The organism is Streptomyces sp. SID5643, from assembly GCF_009872555.1.
Lineage (GTDB): Bacteria > Actinomycetota > Actinomycetes > Streptomycetales > Streptomycetaceae > Streptomyces > Streptomyces iakyrus.
Window position 1 is genome coordinate 129,649 of sequence record NZ_WWIC01000084.1, and the last position, 24,391, is coordinate 154,039.

Genomic DNA, 24,391 nt, shown 5'->3' on the forward strand with positions numbered 1-24,391 from the left:
CCGCCACAAGCCGGTACAGCGCCCGGCTATCACCCCTCCAGCAACTTCTGCCCCACGTACTCGCCTTCCGCGGCCCCGCCCGGCACGGCGAACAGCCCACTCGACTCATGGCGGATGAACGTGGACAGGGCGTCGCCCCGGTCGAGCTTGCGCTGCACCGGTACGAAGCCGCGCAGCGGATCGGCCTGCCAGCAGATGAACAGCAGGCCGGCGTCGGGCACCCCGTCGGCGTCGATGCCGTCGTGGAAGGAGAACGGCCGGCGGAGCATTGCCGCGCCGCCGTTCTGGTCGGGCCGGGTGATGCGGGCGTGGGCGTTGATCGGGACGACGAGGTTGCCCTCGGCGTCCGTCTTCTCCAGGTCCATCGCGGTCGTCTCGGTGCCCCCGGACAGCGCCGCACCGTCGGACTTACGGCGCCCGATCACGTCCTCCTGCGCCCTGACGGAGAGCTTCTCCCAGTCGTCGAGGAGCATGCGGATCCGGCGGACCACGGCGTAGGAGCCGTTCGCCATCCAGGCCGGTTCACCCTTCTCGGGGACGAAGATGCGCTGGTCGAAGTCGGCCTCGCTCGGCTTCGGATTGCGGGTGCCGTCGATCTGGCCCATCAGGTTGCGCGCCGTCATGGGGTGGGAGGTGGCGCCCGGTGAGCGGTTGAAGCCGTTCATCTGCCAGCGCACCTTGGCGGCCCGGCCCGCGTCCTTGTGGATCGCGCGCAGGGCGTGGAAGGCGACCAGGGCGTCATTGGCGCCGATCTGCACCCAGAGATCGCCGTTGCTGCGGTTCTTGTCAAGGTGGTCCGAGGAGAACTCGGGCAGCGGGTCCAGGGCGGTGGGGCGCTGCTTCTCCAGGCCCGTCCGGGCGAAGAAGCTGTGGCCGAATCCGAAGGTGACCGTCAGGGACGAGGGCCCGGCGTCGCGGGCCACGTCCGTGTCGTCGTGGGGGCTCGGCTCGCCCGCCATCAGCCGCCGGGCCGTCTCCGACCAGCGGCGGAGCAGAGCGGCGGCCTCCTTGCGTCCGGCGCCCGCCGCCAGGTCGAAGGCGACGACGTGGCCGCGGGCCTGGAGGCCGTCGGTGATGCCGGGCTGATGTTTCCCGTGAAACATCGCCCGGTCCGTACCGAGCGAGGTGAGGGGAGCCGCGGCTTCGGAGGGAGCGGCGGCGTAACCCACGGCGGCGCCGGCCGTGCCGAGGACGACCCCGGTGGCACCGGCGGTGCCGAGCAGCCGCCGCCGTGAGATGCCCTCGGGGGCGGGGGCCGCTTCCCTCCGGCCCGGGGTGGCCTCGGGGGTACGGGCCTGCGGAAGGGACTGGTCAGGCATGGTCGTTCAGCCGATCTGCGCGTTCTTGGAGACGGTCACCTCGTCGATGTCGGAGGTCCGCACGGTCACGTCGACCTGCCAGTCGCCGGCCATGGGGATCTGCACTCCGTTCGCCGACCAGTGTCCGGTAGCGATGTGGTCGGGGACGACGGGCAGGGGCCCGATGTCCTTGGCTTCGAGGGTGAACTCGACCTTCACCTCGGGGATGTCGAAGGCCCGGCCGTTGGGCCGCTCCACGAAGACGTGCAGCTCGTTGTCACCGACGCGGGCGGGGTCGAGGTCGATCGTGACGATGCCCTTGCCGTCCTCGCCGCCGGTGTCGAACGGCATGTTCAGGGTCAGTGCTCCGGACGCGCCCGTGTCGGCGGAGGCGGACGCGGAGGACGAGGCGGCCGCCTTGGCCTCCTGCTCGGTGCGTCCCGGCTCGGTCTGCGTCAGCACGGTGGTGACGGCGAGGAGCACGACCGCGATGCCGGCCTCGGCCAGCACGGAGCGCCGCAGTCCGGAGCGGTTCGGGTCCGCGTCCCGCATCCGCTTCTGCCGCGCGGTGTCCCGGGCGGCCTGCTGCCGGGCGAGCTGCGCGGCACGCTCGGCGCCGGGGTGCTCGTCGGTGCCGGGGCCGGCCTCGCCCTCGGCAGGGGCGTCGCGGCCGTCGGAGACGGTGGTGGTGTCCACCTCACCGGCGGTCTCGGTCCCCGCGCCGACCCGCTCCTTCTCGCGTACCGCCGCTGCCTCCACCGGCACCGTCTCCGCCAGCCGTCCCGTCCACCGGCGCGAGATCCACGCGACGCCGACCATGACGACGACGAGGCCGATCTTGGCCAGCAGGAGCCGGCCGTAAAGGGTGTCGGTGAAGGCCGACCAGGAGCCGAGCTGGCGCCAGGACTGGTACGTGCCGGTCGCGATCAGCACGAGGACGCTGCCGAAGGCGAGCTGCGAGAAGCGGCGTACGGCCGACCGGTCGACGGGTGTGTCGGCGGGCGCGCGGTACAGGGCGATCAGGAGCGCGCCCAGTCCGCCGAGCCAGGCGGCGACGGCCAGCAGATGGAGCACGTCGGCCGGCATGGCGATGCCGGCCTGGAGGCCGACCGAGGCGTGCTCGGACATCGCCCAGCTCGCCGCGAGCCCGGCCGCCACGACGACGCCGCCGATCGAGAGCCCGAAGGTCAGGTCCCGCTTCTCCTGGGCGTCCTCCCGCTTGTCGTAGGCCCCGAACAGCACGGCGATGAACAGGGCCGCCGCGGCGAGCAGCAGCAGCCGGGACACCAGGGCCGCGCCGGTCTTCGTCTGGAGCACCTGCCCGAGCAGGGACAGGTCGAAGACGTCGGCGATCTTCCCGGAGCCGGTGAAGGAGCCGCGCAGCAGCAGCAGGGCGAGGGTCGCCGCGGTGAGCGCGACCCACCCGGAGACGACGAACCGCTGCACCGGCCGCACCCCGGAACCGCGCCGCCAGCAGGCGAGCACGAAGGCGGCGCCGCCGGCCATCACGATGAACCCGGCGTACGACACATAGCGGCCGAAGCCGTACAGCCAGCCCACGACCCCGTCGTCGGCCGACTGCCCGGAGACCGAAACGGACGTCTTGGAGGGGGCGCCGATGGAGAAGGTCCAGGCGCCGGCGACGGGATGGCTGTCCGCCGAGACGACCTGGTAGGCCACGGTGTAGGTGCCGTCGGGCAGGCCCGAGTGGAGCGGCACGGCGTACGTCGTGCCGCTGACGTTGGAGGGCTTGCCGGTGTCGACGCGCTTGCCCTCGGGGTCGAGCACGCGCAGCGCGTCGTCGGACATCGCGACCTGCTCGGAGAAGGTGAGCGAGATCCGGGCCGGGGCCTTGTCGACCACCGCCCCCTGGCCGGGGTCGCTGCCGGTCACCGCGGCGTGCGCGGAGGCCGGGCCGGCTCCGGCGAGGAGTGCCCAGGCCACGGCCAGGAGCAGCAGCATCAGTGTCCGGACGCGGGGGGCGATGGTCTGCGTCACAGGGGTCCCTCCCTCAGTGTCCGGTCTTCGGGGTGTAGGTCGCCGGCTTCACCGGCATCTCGACCTTCACGGGGTCGGAGTGGGCGAAGCGCAGCTCGACGGAGACCGTCTGGCCTTCCTTCGGCTTGCGCTTGAGCTGTTCGAACATCAGGTGGTCGCCGCCGCTCCGCAGCTCCAGCCGGCCGCCCGCGGGGATCTTCAGGCTCTTGACCTCCTGCATGGCCCCGTCGACGGTCTCGTGCACGGTGACCTGTCCGGCGATGTCGCTGGTGACGGAAGTCAGGTCGTCGGCGGCACCGCCCTTGTTGATGACGGTGAGAAATCCCGCCGCCATGTCGTCGGACACCGGCTGCGGCATGTACGCGGCACCGACGGAGAGTTCCGCCTTCCCGGAGCCGCTGCCGCCGGAGCCGCCCGAGTCCGAGCCGCCGCAGCCCGCCAGGGCCAGTGCCCCGGCTATGACGAGGGCCGCCGGGCCCGCTTGCCGCCTCACGGGTTCTCCCCGTTGACGATCTTGGGGAGATCCTTGGTGTAGTCGTCGACGTCGGCGTCCTCGCCGTAAAGCACATAGCCGCCGTCGGTCTTCGGGGAGAACGCGATGACCTGGGTGCCGTGCTCGGAGACGAGCTTGCCGTTCTTGTCCTTCGTCGTCGGCTCGATGGAGATGCCGAGGGTGCGGGCGCCGGCCTGGATGGTCGCGAAGTCGCCGGTCAGACCGACAAAACTGGGGTCGATGCCCTTGAGCCACTTGCCGAGTTCGGCCGGGGTGTCGCGCTTGGGGTCGGTGGTGACGAACACCACGCGCAGCTCGTCCTGCTCGGTCTTGGGCAGCTGCTTCTTGGCGACGGCGATGTTGTTCATCGTCAGCGGACAGACGTCCGGGCAGTGGGTGTAGCCGAAGTAGATCAGCGTGGGCTTGCCCTTGGTCTCCTTGCGGAGGTCGTACTTCTTGCCCTGCGTGTCGGTGAGGACCAGGTCCGGCTTCTCGAACGGCTTGTCGAGGACGGTGGCGGCCTTGTCGGTTCCGGCCTCCTCCGACACCACGGCGACGGGCTTGTTGCCGTCGTCGCCGCTGCCGCAGGCGGTCAGGGTCAGGGAGGCGGCGGCGAGCAGAGCGGCCGCCGCGAAGGTCTTGGTGCGCATAGAGAAATGTCCCAGATGTCGGTGACCCGGCGCGCACCGGGATGTCCCGCCCGGGAGCGGGATCCGGCGCGCGCCGTCAACGGAAGAGCGTCAGGCGGTGGTGCGCCGGTGCCCGGCGAGCACGCCGTAGGCGACACCGGCCGCGCCGACCACGATGCCGACGATGCCCAGGACGCGGGCGGTGGTGTCGGTGCCGTCGGAGGAGGCGGAGTCGGAGGCGGCCGTCTCGGCGGAGGCCTTCTCGGCCGACTTGGCGTCGGAGTCGTCACCGGCCGCCGAGTCGTGGTGCCCGTCCTCCGAAGCGGCGGACAGCTCCAGCACCGGGGCCGGGTTGTCGGGCTCCTCCTGGCCCTTCTGCGGCACCTCGATCCAGCGGACGACCTCCTTGTTGGAGTACGTCTGCAGGGCCTTGAAGACCAGTTGGTCGGTGTTCTCGGGCAGGGTGCCGATGGAGACCGGGAACTTCTGGAAGAAGCCGGCCTTGATGCCCTCACCGTCGGCGGTCCAGGTGACCTTGGTGACGGCCTCGGAAATCTTCTTGCCGTGCATCTCCAGCGGCTTGTCCAGCGTGGACTTGGTGACCTTGACGTCCCAGCCGGGCACCGGCTCCGGCATCACCGAGGCCAGCGGGTGGTCGGTCGGGAAGTTCACTTCGAGCTTGGTGGTCGAGGCATCGTCGCGCTCGTTGGGGACCTTGAAGTCGACGACCGCGTAGCCGCCCTTGGCGGCCGTGCCCTCGGGCTGCACGGTGACGTGTGCGAAAGCGGGGGCGGACAGGGCGAGAACGGTGATACCGGCGGCGGCACCGGCCGCGACGATACGGGAAGCCTTCATGGAAGGGGCACTCCGCTGTGAGTCGGTCTGAAGGTGGAAGGAGAGAAGCGCGCACACGCGCGTGCCGCACGACGGCGGCCCCTCCTCCGCGGGAGCGGAGTGCTGGTGGTCGCGTCGCGTCAGGCGGCGAGGGCGAGTGCGGCCGAGGAGGCCGTGGCGGCCGGCGGGCCGCGCCGGATCACCGAGTGCTGGAGTGCCAGGGTGCGAGGCATCGGGGGCGCGGGCCGCGTGGCGCACACGGGGCGCGGGCGACCCTCCACGGCTGCCGGGAGCCCGGCGCGCAGAGCGCGGACCAGTGCGAGAGCAGCCCGCAGGGAGCGCATGAGCGCCCCCTCGGCGACTCCCTGCGCCGACAGTTCGGTGAGCCGCAGCAGCGCCAGATCGCCGTTGCGCAGCAGCCAGCCGGCGGCGAGCGCCGCTAGCACGTGACCGAGCAGCATCGGCAGGGACGGCCACAGCGAGGCCGACTCGGGCAGGGTGCCCGCGGGCAGATGGGTGTGCGGGCCCGGAGACGGCTGGACCCGGGCTTCGGTGAGGATCCTGTGGGCCTGCGCCGGGCTGATCGCCGCCGCCGTCGTGCCGCACACGAACCGCGCGGCCTGCTGGACCAGCGCGGCGTCGCTCCCGGCGGCGGGCCCCGAGGACGTGACGGCGGCCGTACCGTGCTGGCCGAGGCCGAACAGCGTGTGCAGCACCGTCTGGCCGACCGCGAGCATCCCGGTGATCCCCGCCAGCGAGCGCACGCGCCCGGCGAGCGGAGCCGCTGCCGCTACCACCCCGAGGAACCCGGCGCCCAGCGTCCACAGCGGAATGCCGTCGCAGGAGGCGAGCGCGTGACCTGCCCCGGCCAGCACGACGCAGACCGCGGCGAACACCGCGGCCCGCAGGATCCGGAGCGTGTGTCCGGAGCGCGTCGCGCGCGCGTGGGGGGCAGTCATGGCGGGCTCATCATCGCACTGGCCCCGCAGGCCCCGTGCGGCAGGTCCGCAAGATGCCCTACGACCGGAACGTCATGCTCTGGCCCTGCACGCCCCCGGATGCGCTGTTCTCTGCCCCCACATACACCGATCAGGACCAGCGCGCATCCGCCGTATGGGCGTCGTCACGTCAACTTCACGCTTACACACGGGCACGGAGGGCAATACGTAACGGTATGTCGAGCCGCAGCCAGGAGGCTGGAGCATGAGCATCTGGTGGTCACTCCATCTGCGGCGCGAAGCTGCGAGCGTGCCGCTCGCCCGCCGTCTGCTGATCGGCACGATGGAGACCGCGGGCGTCGACCCCGACATCTCCTACGACCTCTCCGTCGCCCTCAGCGAGGCGTGCGCGAACGCCGTGGAGCACGGCGGGGACACGGGGCGCGGCCCCGGTTCGGAGGCGTACCGGGTCACCGCGTACCTCGACGGCGAGAAGTGCCGGATCGAGGTCGCCGACGCGGGCCCGGGGTTCCCCTCGACCGCCGCCGGGCGGTCCCGTCCGCCGCTCCGCCCCGCGCACTCCGACGCGGAGAACGGCAGGGGGCTGTGTCTCATCGAGGAACTCGCCGATCACGTCCACATCGGCAACAAGTCGGGCCGGGGCGGGGCCGTGGTGAGCTTCGACAAGGTCCTGAAGTGGCGCTCCGACGCACCGCTGATGGCGGTCTGACCTTCCCGGCGGGGCGGACCTTCCCGGCGGGGCGGTGTTTCACGTGAAACACCGCCCGTGACCGGGTGGGCGTTCCTACAGCGCGCTCCAGTCCAGCGTCGTACGCGCCAGCCCCGCCACCTCCGCCAGCAGCGCCAGCCGCGCCGCCCGGACCGCCGGGTCGGGGTCCATCACCAGGACCTCGTCGAAGAAGACGCCGATCGCGTCGACCAGCGGGGCGGAGACCTCGATCAGCGCGCCGAGATCGTCCTCCCTGCCCTGCAACGCCTGCCGTACGGTCTGTGCGCTCTCGGCGAGACGCAGTTCCGCGGGCGCGGTCAGCAGAGAGCCGTCCGCCGCCTCGACACCGCCCTCGGGCAGGATGCGCACCACCCTCTGGAACGCGGCGGCGAGTGCCTCGAACGCCTCGCTGCCGATGTGCCGCTCCAGCGTCGCCAGCGTGCGATCGCCGTGGGCGGGCCGGTCGGCCCACACCAGCACGGCCTGGACGAGCCGGTGCTCGTGCCCGGCGTCGGTGAGCTGCTGCTCGTAGCGCCGGGTGATGAGCTCGGCGGCCTCGGCGACCCGCTCGGCGGGCACCTCGACGCCCTGCGCGGCATACCGGACGGCTGCCGCGCGCAGCCCCTCGCTCACCCGCACCCCGCCCACGGCGGGCAGGCTGCGCAGCACATTGAGCAGCCCGATCGCGGCCCGGCGCACCCCGTACGGGTCGGAGCTGCCGGTCGGTGCGGCCCCGATCAGGAACATGCCCGTCACCAGGTCGAACCGGTCGGCCAGGGACAGCACGGCACCGGCGTCCCCGGCGGGCAGGGCACCACCGGCGGAGCGGGGCAGCTCCATCTCGGCCAGAGCTCGGGCGACCGCCGGGGACTCGCCGGCCCGGCGGGCGTACTCCTCCGCCATGACCCCGGCCAGCCCGGAGAACTCGATCACCATCTGCGAGGCCAGGTCGAACTTGGCCAGCGCACCGGCCCGCCGTACGACCTCCACCGACTCCTCCGGGAGCCCGGCCCGTCCGGCCAGGTCCTGGGCGAGGGAGGCGAGCCGGACCGCGCGGTCGGCGACCGTGCCGAGGCGGTCCTCGAAGGTCAGCTTGTCCAGCCGCCGCCGGAACTCCTCCGGCGCCACCTTCAGGTCCGCCCGCCAGAAGAACGCGGCATCCTCGTAACGGGCCCGCAGCACCGCCTCGTTGCCCGCCCGCACCACGTCGTCGTCGCACAGGGCGTTGGCGAAGGTCACGAAGTGCGGCATGAGCCGCTCGCCGTCCAGCACCGGCAGATAGCGCTGGTGCTTGCGCATCACGGTGGTCAGGACGCTCGCGGGCAGTTCGAGGTAGCGCTCGTCGAACGAGCCCCGCACGGCGTAGGGGAACTCCAGGATGTCGGTGATCTCGTCGATCAGCCCGGCCTGGCCCTCCACGTCGATGCGCCCGCCCACCTCGGCGGCGGCCTCCAGGGCACCACGCACGACCGCGCCGCGCCGGGCGTCCCGGTCGAGCAGGATGCCGTGCATGTGCAGGAAGTGCGGATAGCCCTCGGCGGAGGTCACCCGGACCTCCGGGTAGGGGGCCTGCCGCTGCACCCGCGTCGTGTCGCTCGCGGAGAGGGAGGAGACCACCACGGGCAGGGGAGTACGGCCCAGCAGCGCGAGCAGCCAGCGCACAGGACGCGAGAACGACAGTCCGGGATCGCTCCAGCGCATGTTGCGCCCGGCCCGCAGCCCGGAGACGACCTCGGCCAGCAGGTCGCTGAGCACCTCGACGGCCGGGCGGCCCTCCTCGTGCCGGGTCAGGGCCACGTACTCGACCCCGTTGACGTCGACGATCCGCACGTCCGTAGGTTCGGCGCCCTGGCTGCGGGCGAAGCCCAGCAACGCGGGGGTGGGGGCGCCGTCCTTGAAGGCGGCGGCGACCTTGGGCCCGCGCACGGTCTTCATGGTGTCCCGCTCGCGCGGCTGCACCCCGTCGACCGTGATCACGATCCGGCGGGGTGTGGCCATCACGGTGATCGCGCCGTGCCCCAGCCGGGTCGCGGCGAGCTTGGCGGTGACGGACTCGCGCACCGCTTCCGTGGTGGCGGGGACGTCGGCGTAGGGCAGTTCCTCCACGCCGATCTCGAACAGCAGCGTCTCGGCGCCGGGCACCTTGGGGAGCATGGCCCGCTCGGCCGGGGCCGGTGCCGCCGCCCGCCCGAGCGGATGCTCCAGCGCGGCCCGCCGCCGCTCCCACAGCTTGGCCGTCTCGTGCGTCAGGCCGCGCATCAGCGAGAAGGCCTTGGCGCGCTCGGTGGTGCTGATCGCGCCGCGTGCGTCGAGCACGTTGAAGGTGTGGCTGCACTTCAGCACGTAGGTGTACGCGGGAACGGGCAGTTCCAGGTCCAGCAGGCGCCGGGCCTCGGCCGCGTACGACTCGAACAGCCGGTGGTTGGTGTCGATGTCCGCGTCGTCGAGGTAGTAGCGGCTCATCTCGTACTCGTTCTGCCCGAACACCTCGCCGTAGGTGATGCCCGGCGCGTACGCGATGTCCTTGAAGTGGGACACGCCCTGAAGGTTCATCAGGATGCGTTCGAGGCCGTACGTGATCTCCACCGACACCGGGTCGAGCGCGACGCCGCCGACCTGCTGGAAGTAGGTGAACTGGGTGATCTCCATGCCGTCCAGCCAGACCTCCCAGCCCAGGCCCCAGGCGCCGAGGGCGGGCGAGGCCCAGTTGTCCTCGACGAACCGCACGTCGTGGGCGTTCAGGTCGACACCGAGGGCCCGGAGGCTGCCCAGGTACAGCTCCTGCGGGTTGCCCGGGTCGGGCTTGAGGATCACCTGGAACTGGGTGTGGGTCTGGAGCCGGTTGGGGTTCTCGCCGTAGCGCGAGTCGTCGGGCCGCACGCTCGGCTCCACGTAGGCGACGCTCCACGGCTCGGGACCGAGCACCCGCAGTGCCGTGGCCGGGTTGGCCGTACCGGCTCCGACCTCGGTGTTCAGCGGCTGCGTGATCATGCAGCCGTTGTCGCTCCAGTACTTCTGCAGGGTGAGGATGGCGTCCTGCATGGTCAGCGCCGTGGATACGTTCTTCATGGTGATCGCGCCCGTTCCCCGAATCGGCCCGGCAAGGTCGGCCATGATCTCATACGTCAACTAGCGCTGACCTGCTGTTTCTTGACCGACCGGTCGGACGTCCGGGCCCACAGCGATCTGCGGTGGTCGGCTCCGGCGCTGCTCCCCGGCCTCGTCACGATGGCCGCCGCGACCCGCGCCGCGTGCAGGGGTGCGGGGAGCTGCGCGACCAGCCCCACGCACCCGCCCCCCGGACTCAGCCCTTGAGGGACGCCATCCAGGCCTCGACCTCGTCCGACCGGCGAGGCAGCGCCGCACTCAGATTCCGGTTGCCGTCCTCCGTCACGAGGATGTCGTCCTCGATCCGCACCCCGATGCCCCGGTACTCCTCCGGCACCGTGAGGTCATCGGCCTGGAAGTACAGCCCGGGCTCCACCGTCAGGCACATCCCCGGCTCCAGGACACCGTCGACGTACGCCTCGACCCGGGCGGCAGCGCAGTCGTGCACGTCCATGCCGAGCATGTGACCGGTCCCGTGCAGCGTCCAGCGCCGCTGCAGCCCGAGCTCCAGCACCCGCTCCACCGGCCCCTCGACGAGCCCCCACTCGACGAGCTTCTCGGCCAGCACCCGCTGGGCGGCGTCGTGGAAGTCGCGGTACTTCGCGCCCGGCTTCACCGCCGCGATCCCGGCCTCCTGGGCCTCGTACACGGCGTCGTAGATCTTGCGCTGGATCTCGTCGAACCGGCCGTTGACCGGCAGCGTGCGCGTCACGTCGGCCGTGTAGTACGTGTGCGTCTCCACACCCGCGTCGAGCAGCAGCAGCTCGCCCGAGCGCACGGCCCCGTCGTTGCGCACCCAGTGGAGCGTGCAGGCGTGCGGCCCGGCGGCGGCGATCGTGCCGTAGCCGACGTCGTTGCCCTCCACGCGCGCGCGGAGGAAGAACGTGCCCTCGATGTACCGCTCGGAGGTTGCCTCGGCCTTGTCGAGGACCTTCACCACGTCCTCGAAGCCGCGCACGGTCGAGTCGACCGCCTTCTGCAGCTCGCCGATCTCGAACGCGTCCTTGACCAGGCGGGCCTCGGAGAGGAAGACCCGCAGCTCCTCGTCGCGCTCGGCGGTGACCTTGTCGGTCAGGGCCGCTTCGATGCCGGCGTCGTAGCCGCGCACGACCCGCACCGGCCCGGTGGCCTCGCGCAGGGCGCCGGCCAGCTCGCGCACGTCGGAGGCGGGGATGCCGTACAGCGTTCCGGCCTCGGTGAGGGAGTGCCGGCGGCCGACCCACAGCTCGCCCTGGCCGTCCAGCCAGAACTCGCCGTTCTCGCGGTCGGAGCGCGGCAGGAGGTAGATCGTCGCTTCGTGGCCCTCGGCCGTGGGCTCCAGGACCAGGACGCCGTCCTCGGTCTGGTTGCCGGTGAGGTACGCGTACTCGACGGAGGCGCGGAAGGCGTACTCGGTGTCGTTGGAGCGGGTCTTCAGGTTGCCCGCGGGGATCACCAGACGCTCGCCCGGGAAACGCGCGGACAGCGCGGCCCGGCGGGCGGCGGTCTCGGCGGCCTGGGGGATGGGATCGAGGTCGCGCAGCTCGGTGTCGGCCCAGCCGCTCTTCATGTTCTCGGCCAGCTCGTCGGACACGCCCGGGTACAGTCCGTTCTTCCGCTGCTTGATCGGCTCTTCGCTCTCGTCCGGGCCCGCTGCGTCAGCAGCACGATCAGGCACTGCGGGTGTGAGCTCCTCAGCCACGGTCATCCTCCTCGGTACGGCACTGGACCACCGTCCACTGTACGGCGGCCCGGAAGCGGCCCCAGGGCGATGACGAGGAGCGTTACTCGAACCGGACCGCCAGCAGGACGACGTCCTCCGTACCCTCCGCGGCGTCCAGCCCGTCCGGCAGCACGCTCCGCAGGACGTGGTCCGCGATCGCGCCGGGTTCGCCGCGCAGGGTCCGGGGCACTCCGGCCGCGGCCGCGTGCAGCCGGGCGAAGGCGCGGTCCGTGGCCTCGCCCGTGCGGTGCAGCAGACCGTCGGTGTAGAGCAGAACCGTCTCTCCGGGCTCGGCGAGGATCTCCACGCTGGGCGCCTCCCAGCAGGCGAGCATGCCGAGCGGGGCCGAGACGGACGTCTCCACGAACTGGGTCCGGCGCTGTCCGATCAGCAGCGGCGGGCTGTGCCCGGCACCGGCCAGCGTGATCTTTCGTGCGGCCGGTTCGCAGTAGCCGAACAGGGCTGTGGCCGAGCGGGCCGGTTCGGTCAGCCGCAGCAGCAGCTCCAGGTCGGACAGGACGGCGACCGGGTCCTCCCCCTCCATCACGGCGTAGGCGCGCAGCGACGCCCGCAGCCGCCCCATCGCCGCGACGGCGCTCGGGCCCGAGCCGGTCACGGAACCGACGGCGAGACCGAGGGCCGCGTCGGGCAACGGCAGCGCGTCGTACCAGTCGCCGCCGCCGCGCGGGCCGGTGCAGTGCCGGGCCGCGAGCTGGACGCCGGGGACCCGGGGCAGCCGGGCGGGCAGCAGCTCGTCCGACATCGTCGCCATGGCCGTGCGGGTGCGTTCCAGTTCCAGGAGGCGGGCCAGGTGCTCGGCGGCATACCGCGTGTAGAGGCCGGCGAGATGGCGCTGCCGTTCGCCCGGTTCGGCGGGCTCGTCGTAGAGCCACACGGCGACGCCGAGGCGGCCCGCGGTGTCGGTGGTCAGGGGGAGGGCGTAGCTGGCGGCGTAACCGAGGCGGGCCGCGACCTCGCGGTGGCGGGGGTCGAGCCCCTCCACGGCGAACAGGTCAGGTTCGGCGATGCCGCCCTCGCCGCCGGCCATCCCGTCGAGGATCCGGCCGTAGGACAGGGCGCTGCGGGGCACGGTCTCGATGTGGCCGAGGTCGGCGCGGGCGAGGCCGAGGCCGATGGTGGTGTCCGGGCCGAGTCCTTCGCCCGGTTCCAGGACGACGAGGCCGCGCCGGGCGCCCACGAGGGCGGCGCCGGCCCGCAGCAGTTCCTGGAGGGCCTCGTCGAGCGCGGCCGTGCGGGCCAGGCGTTCGGTGAGTTCGTGCAGGGTGGTGAGGTCGGAGACCCAGCCGGCGAGGCGGTCCTGGAGCACCGCGGCGGGCGGGGTCGGGGGGTTCGCGGGAGCGGCCGGGGACGCACCCGCCGCGACGGGCGCGACAGTGTGTGCGGGTGCCGGAACCGTTGAATCGATTCCGGCCACTTTCGGAGGGTGCGGAGCGTTCATGGCGTCCGGCCTTCCAACCGGTACGTACTGCTCAAAAGCATCGCAAACCCCCATGTCATTCTGCGTCGCTAGCAGTGTCTCCACATGTACACGCACTCGTGAGGAGATGTCCAGCATTGTCCTGCCAGGATTCCTGGTGTCCGAGAGGGCCGAGAGAACAACTTCCCTTCCCCTTGCGGAAATGCAAAGTTGGCTTAAAACTGCCTCAGGGGACGGCTTATTGCGGTCGACTGGGCTTGCTCGACGGAGCGTCACAACGGTCGTGATGGGTACGTACTCGGTGAAGGCCAGGGGTGGTTGGGAACCACCCGGAACCTGGTGACGGAACCGGGCGTCCTATCCACCGACGACCGTGCCCCATCCTCCCGTGGCGGAGGCGGAGAGAAATACGCGCGACGGCAAACGCCATACTTCGCCACCCCTACGCCACGCCCGTGCTTTCGATGGACGCAGTATGGGCGGGACGGCCGTGGAGGCAGCCCGAAGCTCGACCCATAGGGGTTCCCCTTGCTTTCAGCAGGGGTGTGATGCGCCAACAGGTACGCACAGTGAAGTGATCGACACATGATGTGATGTGGACCACGGTGTTGCCAGGCGTGCAACGGAAAGGAACGAGCGCTCATGCGCGAGATCCTCGGAAGGCGACGCAGGCTCCTGTCCCAGCGCAGCGAGGGGCCTGAACTGATCGGCGCGGCCCTGACCTACGCGACGGAATGGCAGTGGCCCGTACTCCCGGGCGTAGCGGCGGACCCGCAGGGGCACTCCCGCTGCAGCTGCCCCGACCCCGACTGCACGGTGCCCGGCGCCCACCCCTTCGACCCCGGCCTCCTCGCGGCCACCACCGACGAACGCATGGTGCGCTGGTGGTGGGGCAACCGGCCGACGGCGCCGATCGTCCTGGCCACCGGCGGCCACGCGCCCTGCGCGGTGTCGCTGCCGGCCCTGCCTGCTGCCCGCGCCCTCAAGGCGCTCGACGAGATGGGCATGCGGCTCGGACCGGTCGTCGCCTCCCCCGCCCGCTGGGCGATCCTCGTCAAGCCGTACTCCATGGAGCAGCTCGGCGAACTGCTCTACGCCAAGGACTTCGTGCCCGGCTCCCTGCGCTTCCACGGCGAGGGCGGCTACCTGGCCCTGCCCCCGTCCGGGACGGGCCAGGGCGAGATCCGCTGGGAGCGCGCGCCGCTGCCCGGCTCGGCCTCGCCGTGGGTGCCCGACGTCGAGGCCGTGGTGGACGCCGTGGTCGAAGCCCTCACTCGTACGGGTGTGAGCGCGCCCGAGTTGTAGGGCTGTCGGGCGCGCCGAGCCCGGCGCCCGCTCCGGCGCGTTAAGTTCCGGAGCCATGCGGCGTCATGCCCGGGGCCGCTCCCGGGACCCCCGAAAGACCAGACTGTTCGCCCTCGCGGGCGTCGTGGCGACGTGCGCGGCCGCACTGCCACTGGCGGTGGCGTCCGCGGGGCCCGTGGGGTCCCCCGGTTCCAAAGGCTCTGTGGGCGCCACGGGTTCCAAGAGCTCTGTGGGGGCCTCGGTGCCCAAGGGCGCCGTGGGGTCGGTGGGTTCGGTGGGTGCCGATGGCCGTGCGGCCGGTTCCGGTGCCCTGCGTCCCGCTCCGCGCGCCGACACCAAGGCACCCGGGGCCCCCGGCCGCCCCGTGCTCGGCCCGGGTCCGTCGACCGCAGTGCGCTGCGGCCCCGGACTCTCCTCGCCCGACGGCATCGAGGCCCAGACCTGCGTGATGACGCGGGGCGCCGAGACCTGGGCGCGGACCTACTACCGCAACGCGACGGGCGAGGCGCTGGACGCCGTCCTGAGCCTGATGGGTCCTGACGACCGGAGCGTGCGGATGACGTGCGCCGTGAGGGCGGAGGACGAGCCGGGGACGTGTGAGACGCCCCGGGAGCCGACGCGCGGGGATCCGGCGGCGTACACGGCTGTCGCGGAGTTCGCCGAGCGGGGCGGGCGGGGCCCGCTGCTGCTGCGCTCGGGGAGCAACTCGCCCGAGTGAACGGGCAGTTGAGGAGCCGCTGCGTTCCGTGAACGGAAGCGGACATGAAAAAGACCCGGTTGCTGGCGACGGGGGATGCACCAGCAACCGGGCTACAGGAACGGTAACAAGAGATCGGCGGTTCGCAAATTCGAACTCGCCTTTCCGGTCACCGACTGGCTTGTCCGCGACGGGAGTTGTGATCCTCCAGGACGCGACAGCCCGGCCCGCCGGCGAACCGGCCGGCCGGGCGCCGGGACGGGCGTCAGCTGAGCGTGACCTGCCGGTTGGTGAGACCGCCGCGGGCGCGGCGCTCCTCAGCGGTGAGCGGCGCGTCCGTCGCCAGGGCGGCGGCGAGGCGCTCGGCGAACTCCGCCGCGGGCTTCTCCACGTCCTCGGCCGTGACCCCGCTCGGCAGGTCCCAGACCGGCACCGTGAGCCCGTGAGCGCGGAAGGAGCCCACCAGACGGGTGCCCTCGCCCAGGCTGGAGCGGCCCGCGGCGTGCAGCCGCGCGAGGGCGTCCAGAAGCAGCTCCTCGGCGTGCGGCATGACCCACCGCAGATGGTTCTTCTCCGGCGTCTCGCACCAGTACGCGGCGTCCACGCCCTGGAGCTTGACGGTCGGGATGGCCGCGGAGTTGGCCCGCTCCAGGGAGGCGGTCACGTCGGGCGTGGCGTTCTCCGGGTCCGGGACCCAGAACTCGAAGCCGCTGTGCACTTCTGGCTCGAACGCGCCCTCGGGGTCGAGCAGATCCTGCAGCCGCGGGCTGTCGGCCGGGGCGCGGCGGCCCTGGACGGGGGTGCCCGGCTCGGCTTCCAGGGCGCGCTGGAGGGTGTCGGCGAGGTCGCGGCTGATGTCGCCGGAGGAGGTGTCGTTCTGCAGGCCGAGCAGGACCGAGCCGTCGTCGCGGCGCAGGGCGGGCCAGGCCATCGGCAGGACCGTGGCGAGCGTGACCGCGGGGACGCCCTCGGGCAGGCCGTCCTTGAGGGTCAGCTCGACCGTGGCCGCCGGGACCAGCTCGCGCAGGGCCACCCAGTCGCACTCGCCGGGCAGGCCCTCGAAGGGGCGGTGCACCAGCTCGGTCGCGGCGTGCGATGCGGCCCGGCCGTGACAGGCCTTGTAGCGGCGGCCGCTGCCGCAGGGGCAGGGTTCACGGGCGCCGACGACCGGAACGTCTCCATCAGCACCTGCGGTGCGGGCCCCGCCCGTGGTCTGCGGGCGCTTGGCCTTCGTCTGGGGTCGCTTCTTGGCCATCGATGGGTCTCCCGGTTACGGCTCGTCTCGTACGGTCGCGAGCCTAGCCGTTCGTGCGCCGGGTCACCGGGCCCTGTGGACAACACCCTCTCAGCGCGGCGTACGCGCTCAGCCCACGGCGTCGTGCACGTCAGTGCCTGTCGTCGTGCACGTCAGTCCCCGTCGTCGAAGGCGTCCGCGAAACCCAGGCCGGGTATCCGGGAGACCGCGGGGGCGGCGACCCGCGTCGCGAAGTCGTCACGGCGGTGGCCCGCGTCCGGGTCGTGGACGTCCTCGTGGACGATGACCCACACGGTGACCTCGCCGCGGATGTCGTCGCGTACGCCCCAGTCGTCGGCGAGGGCAGTGATGATGTTCAGTCCGCGGCCGCCGTGCGCCGTGACCGACGGGGTCGCGGGGGCGGGGCGGGTCGGACCGCCGCCGTCCGTGACCTCGACGATGAGCCGGCCGGCCGGGTCCACGCGCCAGGCGGCGCGGACGTCTCCGTCACCGGACAGCGCGTCCCCCAGGGGCCTGCCGTGTTTGCACGCGTTGCTCAAGAGTTCGGAAAGGATCAGTACGGCGTCGTCGATGACCGATTCCGCGACTCCGCCTCCGCGCAACTGCGTACGCATCCGGTGTCGCGCTTCCCCCACGCCCGCAGGGCCATGGGGTACGGCCATGCTCGACGACGTGGGCACCTCCTGTGCCACCACCAACGCCACCCCCGAGACCTCCTTCGCCCCACGCCACGGTGTGGATGCCCCATTGGCCTGTACCGGAAACCGGCCAACCCACGTCCCATGACGCATTCACCACGACCGAACACGGATCGAACGCGCCGGAGCACTCCCTGTAATCGCATGGCTGGAAACCGTCGTATTGGCCGAGAAGGGAGGATCCCGTCCGGCGGGGGACGGGGTCAAGAGGTGTGCGTGGGTCTGGTGTGACTTGAGAGGTTGGCGACACCTACGCCGGGTCGATGCCGTGCGTCAGCGGCCGAGCTGGTCCAGCACCGCGCGCGGGCGGTTGGTGATGATGGCGTCGACGCCCAGCCCGACGCAGTGGTCCACGTCCGCGGGCTCGTTCACGGTCCACACGTGCACCCGGTGCCCGGACTGCTTCAGGCGCTCGATGTACAGGGGGTGGTTGCGCACGATCCGGATGGAGGGGCCCGCGATCCGCACGCCCGGGGGCAGCCGTCCGTCGCGCAGCCGGGGTGAGAGGAACTGCGTCAGATAGACCGTCGGGAGGGTCGGTGAGGCGGCACGCACGCGGTGCAGCGAACGGGCCGAGAAGCTCATGACCCGCACCTGTGACTCCTCCGCGGAGGCCGGGGCATCGAGGCCGAACCGCTTCAGCAGGACCAGCAGCCGGTCCTCCACCTGTCCCGCCCAGCGGGTGGGGTGCTTGGTCTCGATGGCCAGTTCCACGCGGCGCCCGGCGTCGGCGACGAGTTCCAGCAGTCGCTCCAGGGTGAGGACGGAGGTCGCCTCGCGGTCCTCCGGACGGTGCTCCCAGTCGGGTTCCTCGTCGCGCCCCTTCCAGGCCTCGCCCCTCTTCCAGGAGCCGAAGTCCAGGGCGGCGAGGTCGGCGAGCTCCAGCGCGGAGACCGCTCCGCGGCCGTTGGACGTACGGTTGATCCGGCGGTCGTGTACGCACACCAGGTGGCCGTCGGCGGTGAGGCGCACATCGCATTCGAGGGCGTCCGCGCCGTCCTCGATCGCCTTGGTGTACGCGGCCAGGGTGTGTTCCGGGGCGTCCTCGGAGGCTCCGCGGTGGGCGACGACTTGAATGACGTGCTGTCGTGCGTGGGTCACCGCGTCATGGTGCCACCGAGTGCGGGTAGGCGTCCGGTCGGACGGACTCGACGGATGTGCAGGTCCGGACGGAGGCACTGGGATTGCATCCTTTTCGCCGGTAATGACCTATATAAAGAATGGCCCCGGACGCACAGCCACCGCTTATGGTGCTCTGACGGCCGGTGGGAAAAGCTGACGGCATACAAAGGGACAAGCACAGCTGCATCGCGCCGGACCCGTCGACCGGCGTGAAACAGCGTGACCCGACCCGGACAACAGCCGTGGATCTAGGAGAGAAGCTGTGAGCACCGAGAACGAGGGCACCGCGGTACCCCCCGCCCCGTCCGCACCCCCCGTGCCGGTGGACGCTCCCGCTGCTCCGGCGCCCCAGGCACAGGCTCCCCAGGGGCCGTACGGGCAGGACGCCCAGGGGCAGGCCCCTCAGGGGCCGGGCGCATCCGGCGGCGAAGGCCACCCCGGCGCCTCCTCCTCCGCCCCCGACCCGTCCTGGCCCCCGCCCCCGCCGCCGACCGCCCCCTACGGCGACGGCGGTTCCGGGTCCGGTCCGGGCGGCTGGGGTTCGTCGTACCAGCAGCCGGCGCCGAAGTCGGGCCGTGGACGCGGTGGTCTGGTCGCCGCGCTCCTGGTGGCCGCGCTGGTCGCGGGCGGCCTGGGCGGTGGGCTCGGCTACGTGCTGGCGAAGGACAACGACGAGAGCACGGGCTCCACCACGGTCTCGGCCTCAGCGAACGGCGGCGACGTCAAGCGCGACCCGGGCACGACCGCGGGCGTCGCCGCGAAGGCGCTGCCCAGCACGGTCACGATCGAGGCCGAGAGCACCAGCGGCGAGGGCGGTACCGGCACGGGCTTCGTCTTCGACAAGCAGGGTCACATCGTCACGAACAACCACGTGGTGGCGGACGCCGTGGACGGCGGCAAGCTCACGGCGACCTTCCCGACCGGCAAGAAGTACGACGCCGAGGTGGTCGGTCACGCGCAGGGCTACGACGTGGCGGTCATCAAGCTCAAGAACGCCCCCTCCGACCTGAAGCCGCTCACCCTCGGCGACTCGGACAAGGTGGCCGTCGGCGACTCGACCATCGCGATCGGCGCCCCGTTCGGCCTGTCCGACACGGTGACGACGGGCATCATCAGCGCCAAGAACCGCCCGGTTGCCTCCAGCGACGGCAGCGGCAGCCAGGCGTCGTACATGAGCGCCCTGCAGACCGACGCCTCGATCAACCCGGGCAACTCCGGCGGGCCGCTGCTGGACGCGCGGGGCAACGTCATCGGCATCAACTCCGCGATCCAGTCCACCGGCAACGGCGGCTTCGGCACGGGGCAGTCGGGCTCGATCGGCCTGGGCTTCGCCATCCCGATCAACCAGGCCAAGTACGTCGCCCAGGAGCTGATCAAGAACGGCAAGCCGGTGTACGCGAAGATCGGCGCGTCCGTCTCCCTGGACGACAGCTCCGACGGCGCGCAGATCACCGACCAGGGCGCGGGCGGCGCGGCACCGGTCGAGCCGGGCGGCCCGGCCGCGAAGGCGGGCCTCAAGCCGGGCGACGTCATCATCAAGCTCGACGACCGGGTCATCGACTCCGGCCCCACCCTGATCGGCGAGATCTGGACCCACCAGCCCGGCGACAAGGTCACGATCACCTACGAGCGCGACGGCAAGCAGCGTACGGCCGAGGTCACCCTGGGATCCCGCGTCGGCGACAACTGACCCCCACCCGCCCGCACCGACCCGTTACCCTTGTCCCCGCGCCGCCGATCACGGCCGGCGCGGGGAGGCGTGCCCGAGCGGCCGAAGGGAACGGTCTTGAAAACCGTCGTGGCAGCGATGTCACCGTGGGTTCAAATCCCACCGCCTCCGCGCTGAGAGCAGTGAGAACGGCCCCTGACCTGGATGATTGGTCGGGGGCCGTTCTCATGCCGGGGCTGCGCGACTGCCCGGTGTTTCCCGTGGCTTACCGCTGTATCGGGCACGGCTGCGGCACGCCCACTGGGCCCCCGTGTCCGACGCTTGTACCGTTCCGAAGTGGCCTGGATATCACTACTTGCAACACTTGCTGGTGGCGTGATTGCTCTGGGATCGGCACTTCTCGTGGAGCACCGAAGAGCGCGGCGAGAATCGGTGTCTGAGTGGGATAGGACACGGCGGGAGCTCTACTCAAGGTTTCTCGCGGCTCATGCTCAAGCTGGCAGCGATCTGCGGAACATTGCTGCCACGCCTGGCCTCGATGCGGGCGAGCGGTACCGGCTGACACGGTCGGCCTACACCCACTGCTACGCCTCACGCCATGAGTTGGAGCTTCTCGCGCCGCCCTCCGTCGTTCGCCCGGCTGAGGAATGCAGTCGGGCCGTGCGAATGATGCGCGACGCCGTGAGCGCGGGGGCGCGCCTTGACAGCGATGAACTTGAGGAACTGACACGCAGGTACCTGGAACTGCGTCTGGAGACCAGAGGTGCCATGCGCTCGGACATCTCGGCCGACAACAATTGACCTGCTTCGGGCTTTCGCCTTCGTTACGACGTTCGGCTTCGCCGAAGCCCGAGCCCACCACTCTCCCCGGCTCCCATCCCGTCTGGTCATCTCGTTGATCTCGACGGGGCGGCCCTCGTCCGCGAATGCGGTGCGGCAGATGCGATGTCACCGTGGGTCCACATCCCACCGCCTCCGCTTGGTGGGCAGTGAGAACGGCCCCTGACCTGTGAGCTGTCGGGGCCGTCGTCGTGTGTTCGTGCCCGTGACCCCCGGCGCGTAGGTCGGCGGAGCGGAAACGGGCAGCCCGCGAGGAGGGGTACCCCCTCCGCACGGGGCAACGGTGACCGGCTCCGTACCGTCTTCAGCCTGGAGACCCCACGACGCAGGAGTGCCATGACGAACACCAAGGCGCGTACGGCCGCCCTCATCACCCCCGTCGGGCGGGAGGCCCAGGACGAGGCCAGGGCGCTGGCCGCGGACGGGCGTACGGGCAAGGCCGTGCGGCGGTTGCGCAGGGGCTCCTGGCTCAAGCGCGGGCCGGCCCGGGAGGCCGTGGAACTGCTCGCCGAGGGGCGGGTGTTGCCCACGAGCAGCGCCGAGGGGCTGGCCGCGCTGCGCCGGCTGGATGCCGGGCTGGTCGCGGAGCTGACCGCTCTGCTCGATGACGACCAGCAGATCGCCGCCGTCAAGCTGCTCCGCGAGCGGACCGGTGTCGACCTGGCCGGCGGCTATCACCTCGTCCTGGAGCTGGGTGGTCCGCCGGGGGACGACTGAGCACCAGGATCACTCCGGCGGTGGAGGCGCCGTCGGAGTCAGGTCGTGGCAGGTGTACCACTCCGTGCCGAGCAGCCGTTCCCGCTCCGGCGCGGAGAGGGCGGCGATCAGGCCCGGCGCGGCTCCCCGTGCCACTTCCGTGCGGTGGGCCAGGACCGCGGCGATCTTCCGGTCCAGCCAGGGGGTGACGTCGACCGTGGCGGAGACGCGTTCGTCGGGGACCGTGCGCATCGCCTTGCCCGTGGGGGCCCAGTCCCCGCCCCACGCCCGCAGGGCCGAGTGCGGGTGGGTGGCCAGGTACAGGGTGCTCGGCTGCCAGGGTTCCCCGGCTTCCGGAAAGAGGCGTTCCAGACCGGCGGCGTGGACCGCGAGCGTGGTCACCCGGTGGGTGTGCACGTGGTCCTCATGGCCGGTCAGGCCGCCGTAGGCGTCGTGGGTGACGACGATCTCCGGGCGGACGTCGCGGAGGTGCGCGACCAGTTCCCCCACCGCCTCGTCCAGCGGGGCGTCGCACCAGCGTGGTCTGCCCGGGGCCGAGCGCGGGACGCGGGAGTCGGCGTAGCCCAGCATGCGGGGCGGGCCGGCGCCCAGGATGCGGAGCGCCTCGGCCAGTTCGGCGGCGCGCGGGGTGTCCGCCGACCAGGTCGGCGTGACGACGGCCGTGCGCGCTCCTGCGCCGGCGTGGCGGGCGAGGATGCCGCCCGCCGACAGCGACTCGTCATCGGGGTGGGCGAAGACCGCGAGGACGCTCGGCGACGGCATCGTCCCGCCCTAACGCGGGTCCGGCAGGTCCGGCACGTCCGGCGGCGCCTGCGCCGAGCCGGTGGTGCCGATCGCCTGGCTCGGGCACTTCTCCACCGCCTCCAGGACCTCCGGGTCCTCGGCCGTCTGTTCGCGGCCCGGGCGGACGACCCCGAAGCCGTCGACGAACTCGAAGACGGCCGGAGCCCGGTGGGCGCACTCGGCCGAGCCGTAGCAGAGATCGCGGTCGACGAAGACCTTCATACCGCTTTGTCCCCCTCCTGACGGCATCGGGAGCCGGTGGCCGTCGGGAGTCTGCCTGCCCAGCGCGCCGTCGGCTGAACCGGCCCGGCTACCGCGTGCCCCCGGCGGTCGTCAGCCAGTGCGCGACCCGGCGTACGGCGGCCTCGTCGAGCCGTTCGGCCAAGGTCTGGACGGTCGTGTCGTCGTCGGGGGAGAGGTCGTGGAGGCCCGCGTTGGTCAGGCCGGCCATGAGGACTTGATGACGGCGGCCGGTCATCCGCTCGGCCAGGGTGGCCGGTTCGCCGGGGGAGGGCCCAGGATCCGGCCGGTGAGGGGCGGTCCGCGGCTGCGGGGCGTCGTACCGGTGCCACGCGCCGTCCTTCGGCCCCCACAGGGCCACCGTCACCTCGTCGCCCCGGGCCCGCACGGCCCGGGTCATCTCGCCGAGGGCGTACAGCACGGGGGAGCGGTGGGGCGACTGCGCTGCCGTACGCCAGGAACCCGCGGCCGGCCGGTAGAACATCGCGACCCAGCGCGGAGCACCCTGCGGCTGTGGGCTCTCGGGACGTGACTCCACTGCGCTCACCCCTGCACATCGCTCCGATGCGGTACGGCAGGGCGACCATAACTGACGGGTCGTCAGTTATCCAGGGTTCGGAGTGCCGGCGGCCGGGAGTGAACCGGACGGCCCGCCGGGGTTGCGGGGTGGGGTCCGCCGGGGAGGATCACCACGTCGTCCGGCACCGGTCCCTCCCCTCGTGGGGACCGGTACCGAACGGTGGGGCTGTCCTCGTCCGGCTCGGACGGCAGCTGACCGGATGAGCCCGCTGGTGCGTCCGGATCCTGCCATTTTCGGCCACCGGGGAGGAGGTTCCGGCGTCCAGCGGACGGTATTACCGCAGGTCAGCCATATAAAGTGAGCTTTCCGGTCCGGACGTCCAGGCGTGGCAAGTAAGGAGCTGAGACCTTGAGTTCCGACTCGGGGGCACGCACCGCCTTCGCGGAACGCCTCGCACTGCTGTACAAGGAAGCCGGCAACCCTCCTCTCAAACGGGTGTCCGAAGCAGTCGTCCGGCTCCAGCGGGTCGACGAACGCGGGCGGCCCGTGCGGGTGTCCGCCCAGCGCATCAGCGACTGGCGGCGGGCCCGGAACGTACCGGCCCAGTTCCCCGCTCTCGCGGCCGTGCTCCAGGTGCTGATTCCCGAGGCGCGGCGCTCGCGGCCCACGCCGGTCTCCCCCGGCCTGTACGACCTCGGTCAGTGGCAGCGGCTCTGGGAACGCGCGGTGGCCGACCCGGTCGGCGAGCGCCCCGCGGCGTCCGCGGCCGAGGAACGGTCCGTGGAGGGGGCCGCGTCCGCGCCCGGCGGAGTGTGCCCGTACCGCGGGCTGGCCTCCTACCGCCGGGAGGACGCCCGGTGGTTCTTCGGCCGGGAGCGGAGCACGGACGCGCTCGTCACCCAGCTCGGGGCCGCCGCGGAGACGGGCGGCCTGGTGATGCTCGTGGGCGCGTCGGGGGCGGGGAAGTCCTCGCTGCTGAACGCCGGTCTGGTGCCGGCCCTGCGGGGCGGTGCGCGGGGCGGTGCGCGGGGCGGGGACGACGGCGACGGCAGCGGTCGGGTGCGGAACGTCGTGCAGCTCGTACCGGGGGGTGATCCGCTCGGGGAACTGTGCCGCCGCATCCCCGAGCTGGCATCCGTCGTGTCGGCCCCGGCCCCGGCCCCGGCCCCGGCCCCGGCCCCGGCTGGGGGAGCCTCGGCCCGGCCGGAGGCGGCCGGATCCGACGGGTCCCCCCGGGGGGTCCCGGAGGCCTCTCCCGGTGGAGTCGCCGGTTCCTCTTCCACGGACGGCCCCGGACCGTCCCCCGCAGAGAACCCCGCCCCTGAGGAGCCCGCCCCTCAGGTACCCGCCCCTCAGGAGCCCGCCCCCCGACCGGCC

Annotated in this window: 21 protein-coding genes and 1 tRNA gene; 7 read left to right on the plus strand and 15 right to left on the minus strand. The window is 72.1% G+C overall.

What is annotated here, in order from left to right; genetic code table 11:
• Positions 1–29 precede the first annotated feature (29 nt).
• The 6 genes from efeB to GTY56_RS10650 form a co-directional block, all read right to left on the minus strand.
• Entirely contained in the window at positions 30–1,319 is a 1,290-nt protein-coding gene (gene efeB / locus GTY56_RS10625) for an iron uptake transporter deferrochelatase/peroxidase subunit (RefSeq protein ID WP_161364753.1), read from the minus strand.
• Between the two features lie 6 nt (positions 1,320–1,325).
• Entirely contained in the window at positions 1,326–3,296 is a 1,971-nt protein-coding gene (locus tag GTY56_RS10630) for a copper resistance protein CopC (RefSeq protein ID WP_161364755.1), read from the minus strand.
• A 13-nt stretch (positions 3,297–3,309) separates the two neighbouring features.
• Entirely contained in the window at positions 3,310–3,789 is a 480-nt protein-coding gene (locus tag GTY56_RS10635; RefSeq protein WP_161364757.1) for a copper chaperone PCu(A)C domain-containing protein, read from the minus strand.
• On the minus strand, positions 3,786–4,439 hold the full coding sequence (locus GTY56_RS10640; protein WP_161364759.1) for an SCO family protein: 654 nt from the start codon (positions 4,437–4,439) through the stop codon (positions 3,786–3,788). The genes GTY56_RS10635 and GTY56_RS10640 overlap by 4 nt, the downstream gene beginning before the upstream one ends.
• A 90-nt stretch (positions 4,440–4,529) precedes the next feature.
• Positions 4,530–5,273, minus strand: a complete 744-nt coding sequence (locus GTY56_RS10645) for a YcnI family copper-binding membrane protein (RefSeq protein WP_161364761.1) — start codon at positions 5,271–5,273, stop codon at positions 4,530–4,532.
• A 119-nt stretch (positions 5,274–5,392) separates the two neighbouring features.
• A complete protein-coding gene (locus tag GTY56_RS10650) occupies positions 5,393–6,211 on the minus strand; it encodes a hypothetical protein (RefSeq protein WP_161364763.1) in 819 nt (272 codons plus the stop codon).
• A 244-nt stretch (positions 6,212–6,455) separates the two neighbouring features.
• Here GTY56_RS10650 and GTY56_RS10655 point away from each other — a divergent pair, with 244 nt between their 5' ends.
• Positions 6,456–6,920 carry an ATP-binding protein gene (locus GTY56_RS10655; protein ID WP_161364765.1) on the plus strand — a complete coding sequence of 155 codons (465 nt, stop codon included), beginning with the start codon at positions 6,456–6,458 and terminating at the stop codon, positions 6,918–6,920.
• 75 nt (positions 6,921–6,995) lie between these two features.
• On the opposite strand, the gene GTY56_RS10660 is transcribed toward GTY56_RS10655, so the two are convergent.
• The 3 genes from GTY56_RS10660 to GTY56_RS10670 all read right to left on the minus strand — a co-directional run bounded on the left by GTY56_RS10660 (position 6,996) and on the right by GTY56_RS10670 (position 13,306).
• A complete protein-coding gene (locus GTY56_RS10660; RefSeq protein ID WP_161364767.1) occupies positions 6,996–9,989 on the minus strand; it encodes a glycine--tRNA ligase in 2,994 nt (997 codons plus the stop codon).
• Between the two features lie 235 nt (positions 9,990–10,224).
• A complete protein-coding gene (locus tag GTY56_RS10665) occupies positions 10,225–11,715 on the minus strand; it encodes an aminopeptidase P family protein (RefSeq protein WP_161364769.1) in 1,491 nt (496 codons plus the stop codon).
• A 76-nt stretch (positions 11,716–11,791) separates the two neighbouring features.
• Positions 11,792–13,306 carry a PP2C family protein-serine/threonine phosphatase gene (locus tag GTY56_RS10670; protein ID WP_161364771.1) on the minus strand — a complete coding sequence of 505 codons (1,515 nt, stop codon included), beginning with the start codon at positions 13,304–13,306 and terminating at the stop codon, positions 11,792–11,794.
• 504 nt (positions 13,307–13,810) lie between these two features.
• On the opposite strand from GTY56_RS10670, the gene GTY56_RS10675 reads away from it, so the two are divergent.
• Both GTY56_RS10675 and GTY56_RS10680 read left to right on the plus strand, forming a co-directional pair.
• Positions 13,811–14,473, plus strand: a complete 663-nt coding sequence (locus tag GTY56_RS10675) for a bifunctional DNA primase/polymerase (RefSeq protein ID WP_161364773.1) — start codon at positions 13,811–13,813, stop codon at positions 14,471–14,473.
• 55 nt (positions 14,474–14,528) lie between these two features.
• A complete protein-coding gene (locus GTY56_RS10680) occupies positions 14,529–15,191 on the plus strand; it encodes a TrbL/VirB6 family protein (RefSeq protein ID WP_161364774.1) in 663 nt (220 codons plus the stop codon).
• A 244-nt stretch (positions 15,192–15,435) separates the two neighbouring features.
• Here GTY56_RS10680 and GTY56_RS10685 read toward each other — a convergent pair whose 3' ends face one another.
• The 3 genes from GTY56_RS10685 to GTY56_RS10700 form a co-directional block, all read right to left on the minus strand.
• Positions 15,436–16,425 carry a DUF5926 family protein gene (locus GTY56_RS10685; protein ID WP_161364776.1) on the minus strand — a complete coding sequence of 330 codons (990 nt, stop codon included), beginning with the start codon at positions 16,423–16,425 and terminating at the stop codon, positions 15,436–15,438.
• Between the two features lie 152 nt (positions 16,426–16,577).
• A complete protein-coding gene (locus GTY56_RS10690; RefSeq protein WP_202509987.1) occupies positions 16,578–17,216 on the minus strand; it encodes an ATP-binding protein in 639 nt (212 codons plus the stop codon).
• A 180-nt stretch (positions 17,217–17,396) separates the two neighbouring features.
• On the minus strand, positions 17,397–18,224 hold the full coding sequence (locus tag GTY56_RS10700) for a glycerophosphodiester phosphodiesterase family protein (RefSeq protein ID WP_161364780.1): 828 nt from the start codon (positions 18,222–18,224) through the stop codon (positions 17,397–17,399).
• A gap of 283 nt (positions 18,225–18,507) precedes the next feature.
• Here GTY56_RS10700 and GTY56_RS10705 point away from each other — a divergent pair, with 283 nt between their 5' ends.
• The 3 genes from GTY56_RS10705 to GTY56_RS10715 all read left to right on the plus strand — a co-directional run bounded on the left by GTY56_RS10705 (position 18,508) and on the right by GTY56_RS10715 (position 21,471).
• The gene (locus GTY56_RS10705) at positions 18,508–19,935 is read left to right on the plus strand and encodes a trypsin-like peptidase domain-containing protein (protein WP_161364782.1); all 1,428 of its coding nucleotides are present in this window, start codon (positions 18,508–18,510) and stop codon (positions 19,933–19,935) included.
• Between the two features lie 63 nt (positions 19,936–19,998).
• Positions 19,999–20,085 (plus strand) — tRNA-Ser (locus GTY56_RS10710).
• A 1,005-nt stretch (positions 20,086–21,090) separates the two neighbouring features.
• Positions 21,091–21,471, plus strand: coding sequence for a hypothetical protein (locus GTY56_RS10715; RefSeq protein ID WP_161364784.1), 381 nt, complete (start codon positions 21,091–21,093; stop codon positions 21,469–21,471).
• A gap of 9 nt (positions 21,472–21,480) precedes the next feature.
• Here the strand turns inward: GTY56_RS10715 and GTY56_RS10720 are convergent, their stop codons facing one another.
• The 3 genes from GTY56_RS10720 to GTY56_RS10730 all read right to left on the minus strand — a co-directional run bounded on the left by GTY56_RS10720 (position 21,481) and on the right by GTY56_RS10730 (position 23,032).
• On the minus strand, positions 21,481–22,233 hold the full coding sequence (locus GTY56_RS10720; RefSeq protein WP_161364786.1) for a PIG-L deacetylase family protein: 753 nt from the start codon (positions 22,231–22,233) through the stop codon (positions 21,481–21,483).
• Between the two features lie 9 nt (positions 22,234–22,242).
• Positions 22,243–22,476, minus strand: coding sequence for a ferredoxin (locus GTY56_RS10725; RefSeq protein ID WP_161364788.1), 234 nt, complete (start codon positions 22,474–22,476; stop codon positions 22,243–22,245).
• Between the two features lie 88 nt (positions 22,477–22,564).
• Positions 22,565–23,032 (minus strand): hypothetical protein, encoded by a 468-nt coding sequence (locus GTY56_RS10730; protein ID WP_346345459.1) that lies wholly within the window; start codon positions 23,030–23,032, stop codon positions 22,565–22,567.
• A 390-nt stretch (positions 23,033–23,422) separates the two neighbouring features.
• Here GTY56_RS10730 and GTY56_RS10735 point away from each other — a divergent pair.
• A partial coding sequence (locus GTY56_RS10735) for an nSTAND1 domain-containing NTPase (protein WP_524540092.1) occupies positions 23,423–24,391 on the plus strand: 969 nt, incomplete at its 3' end.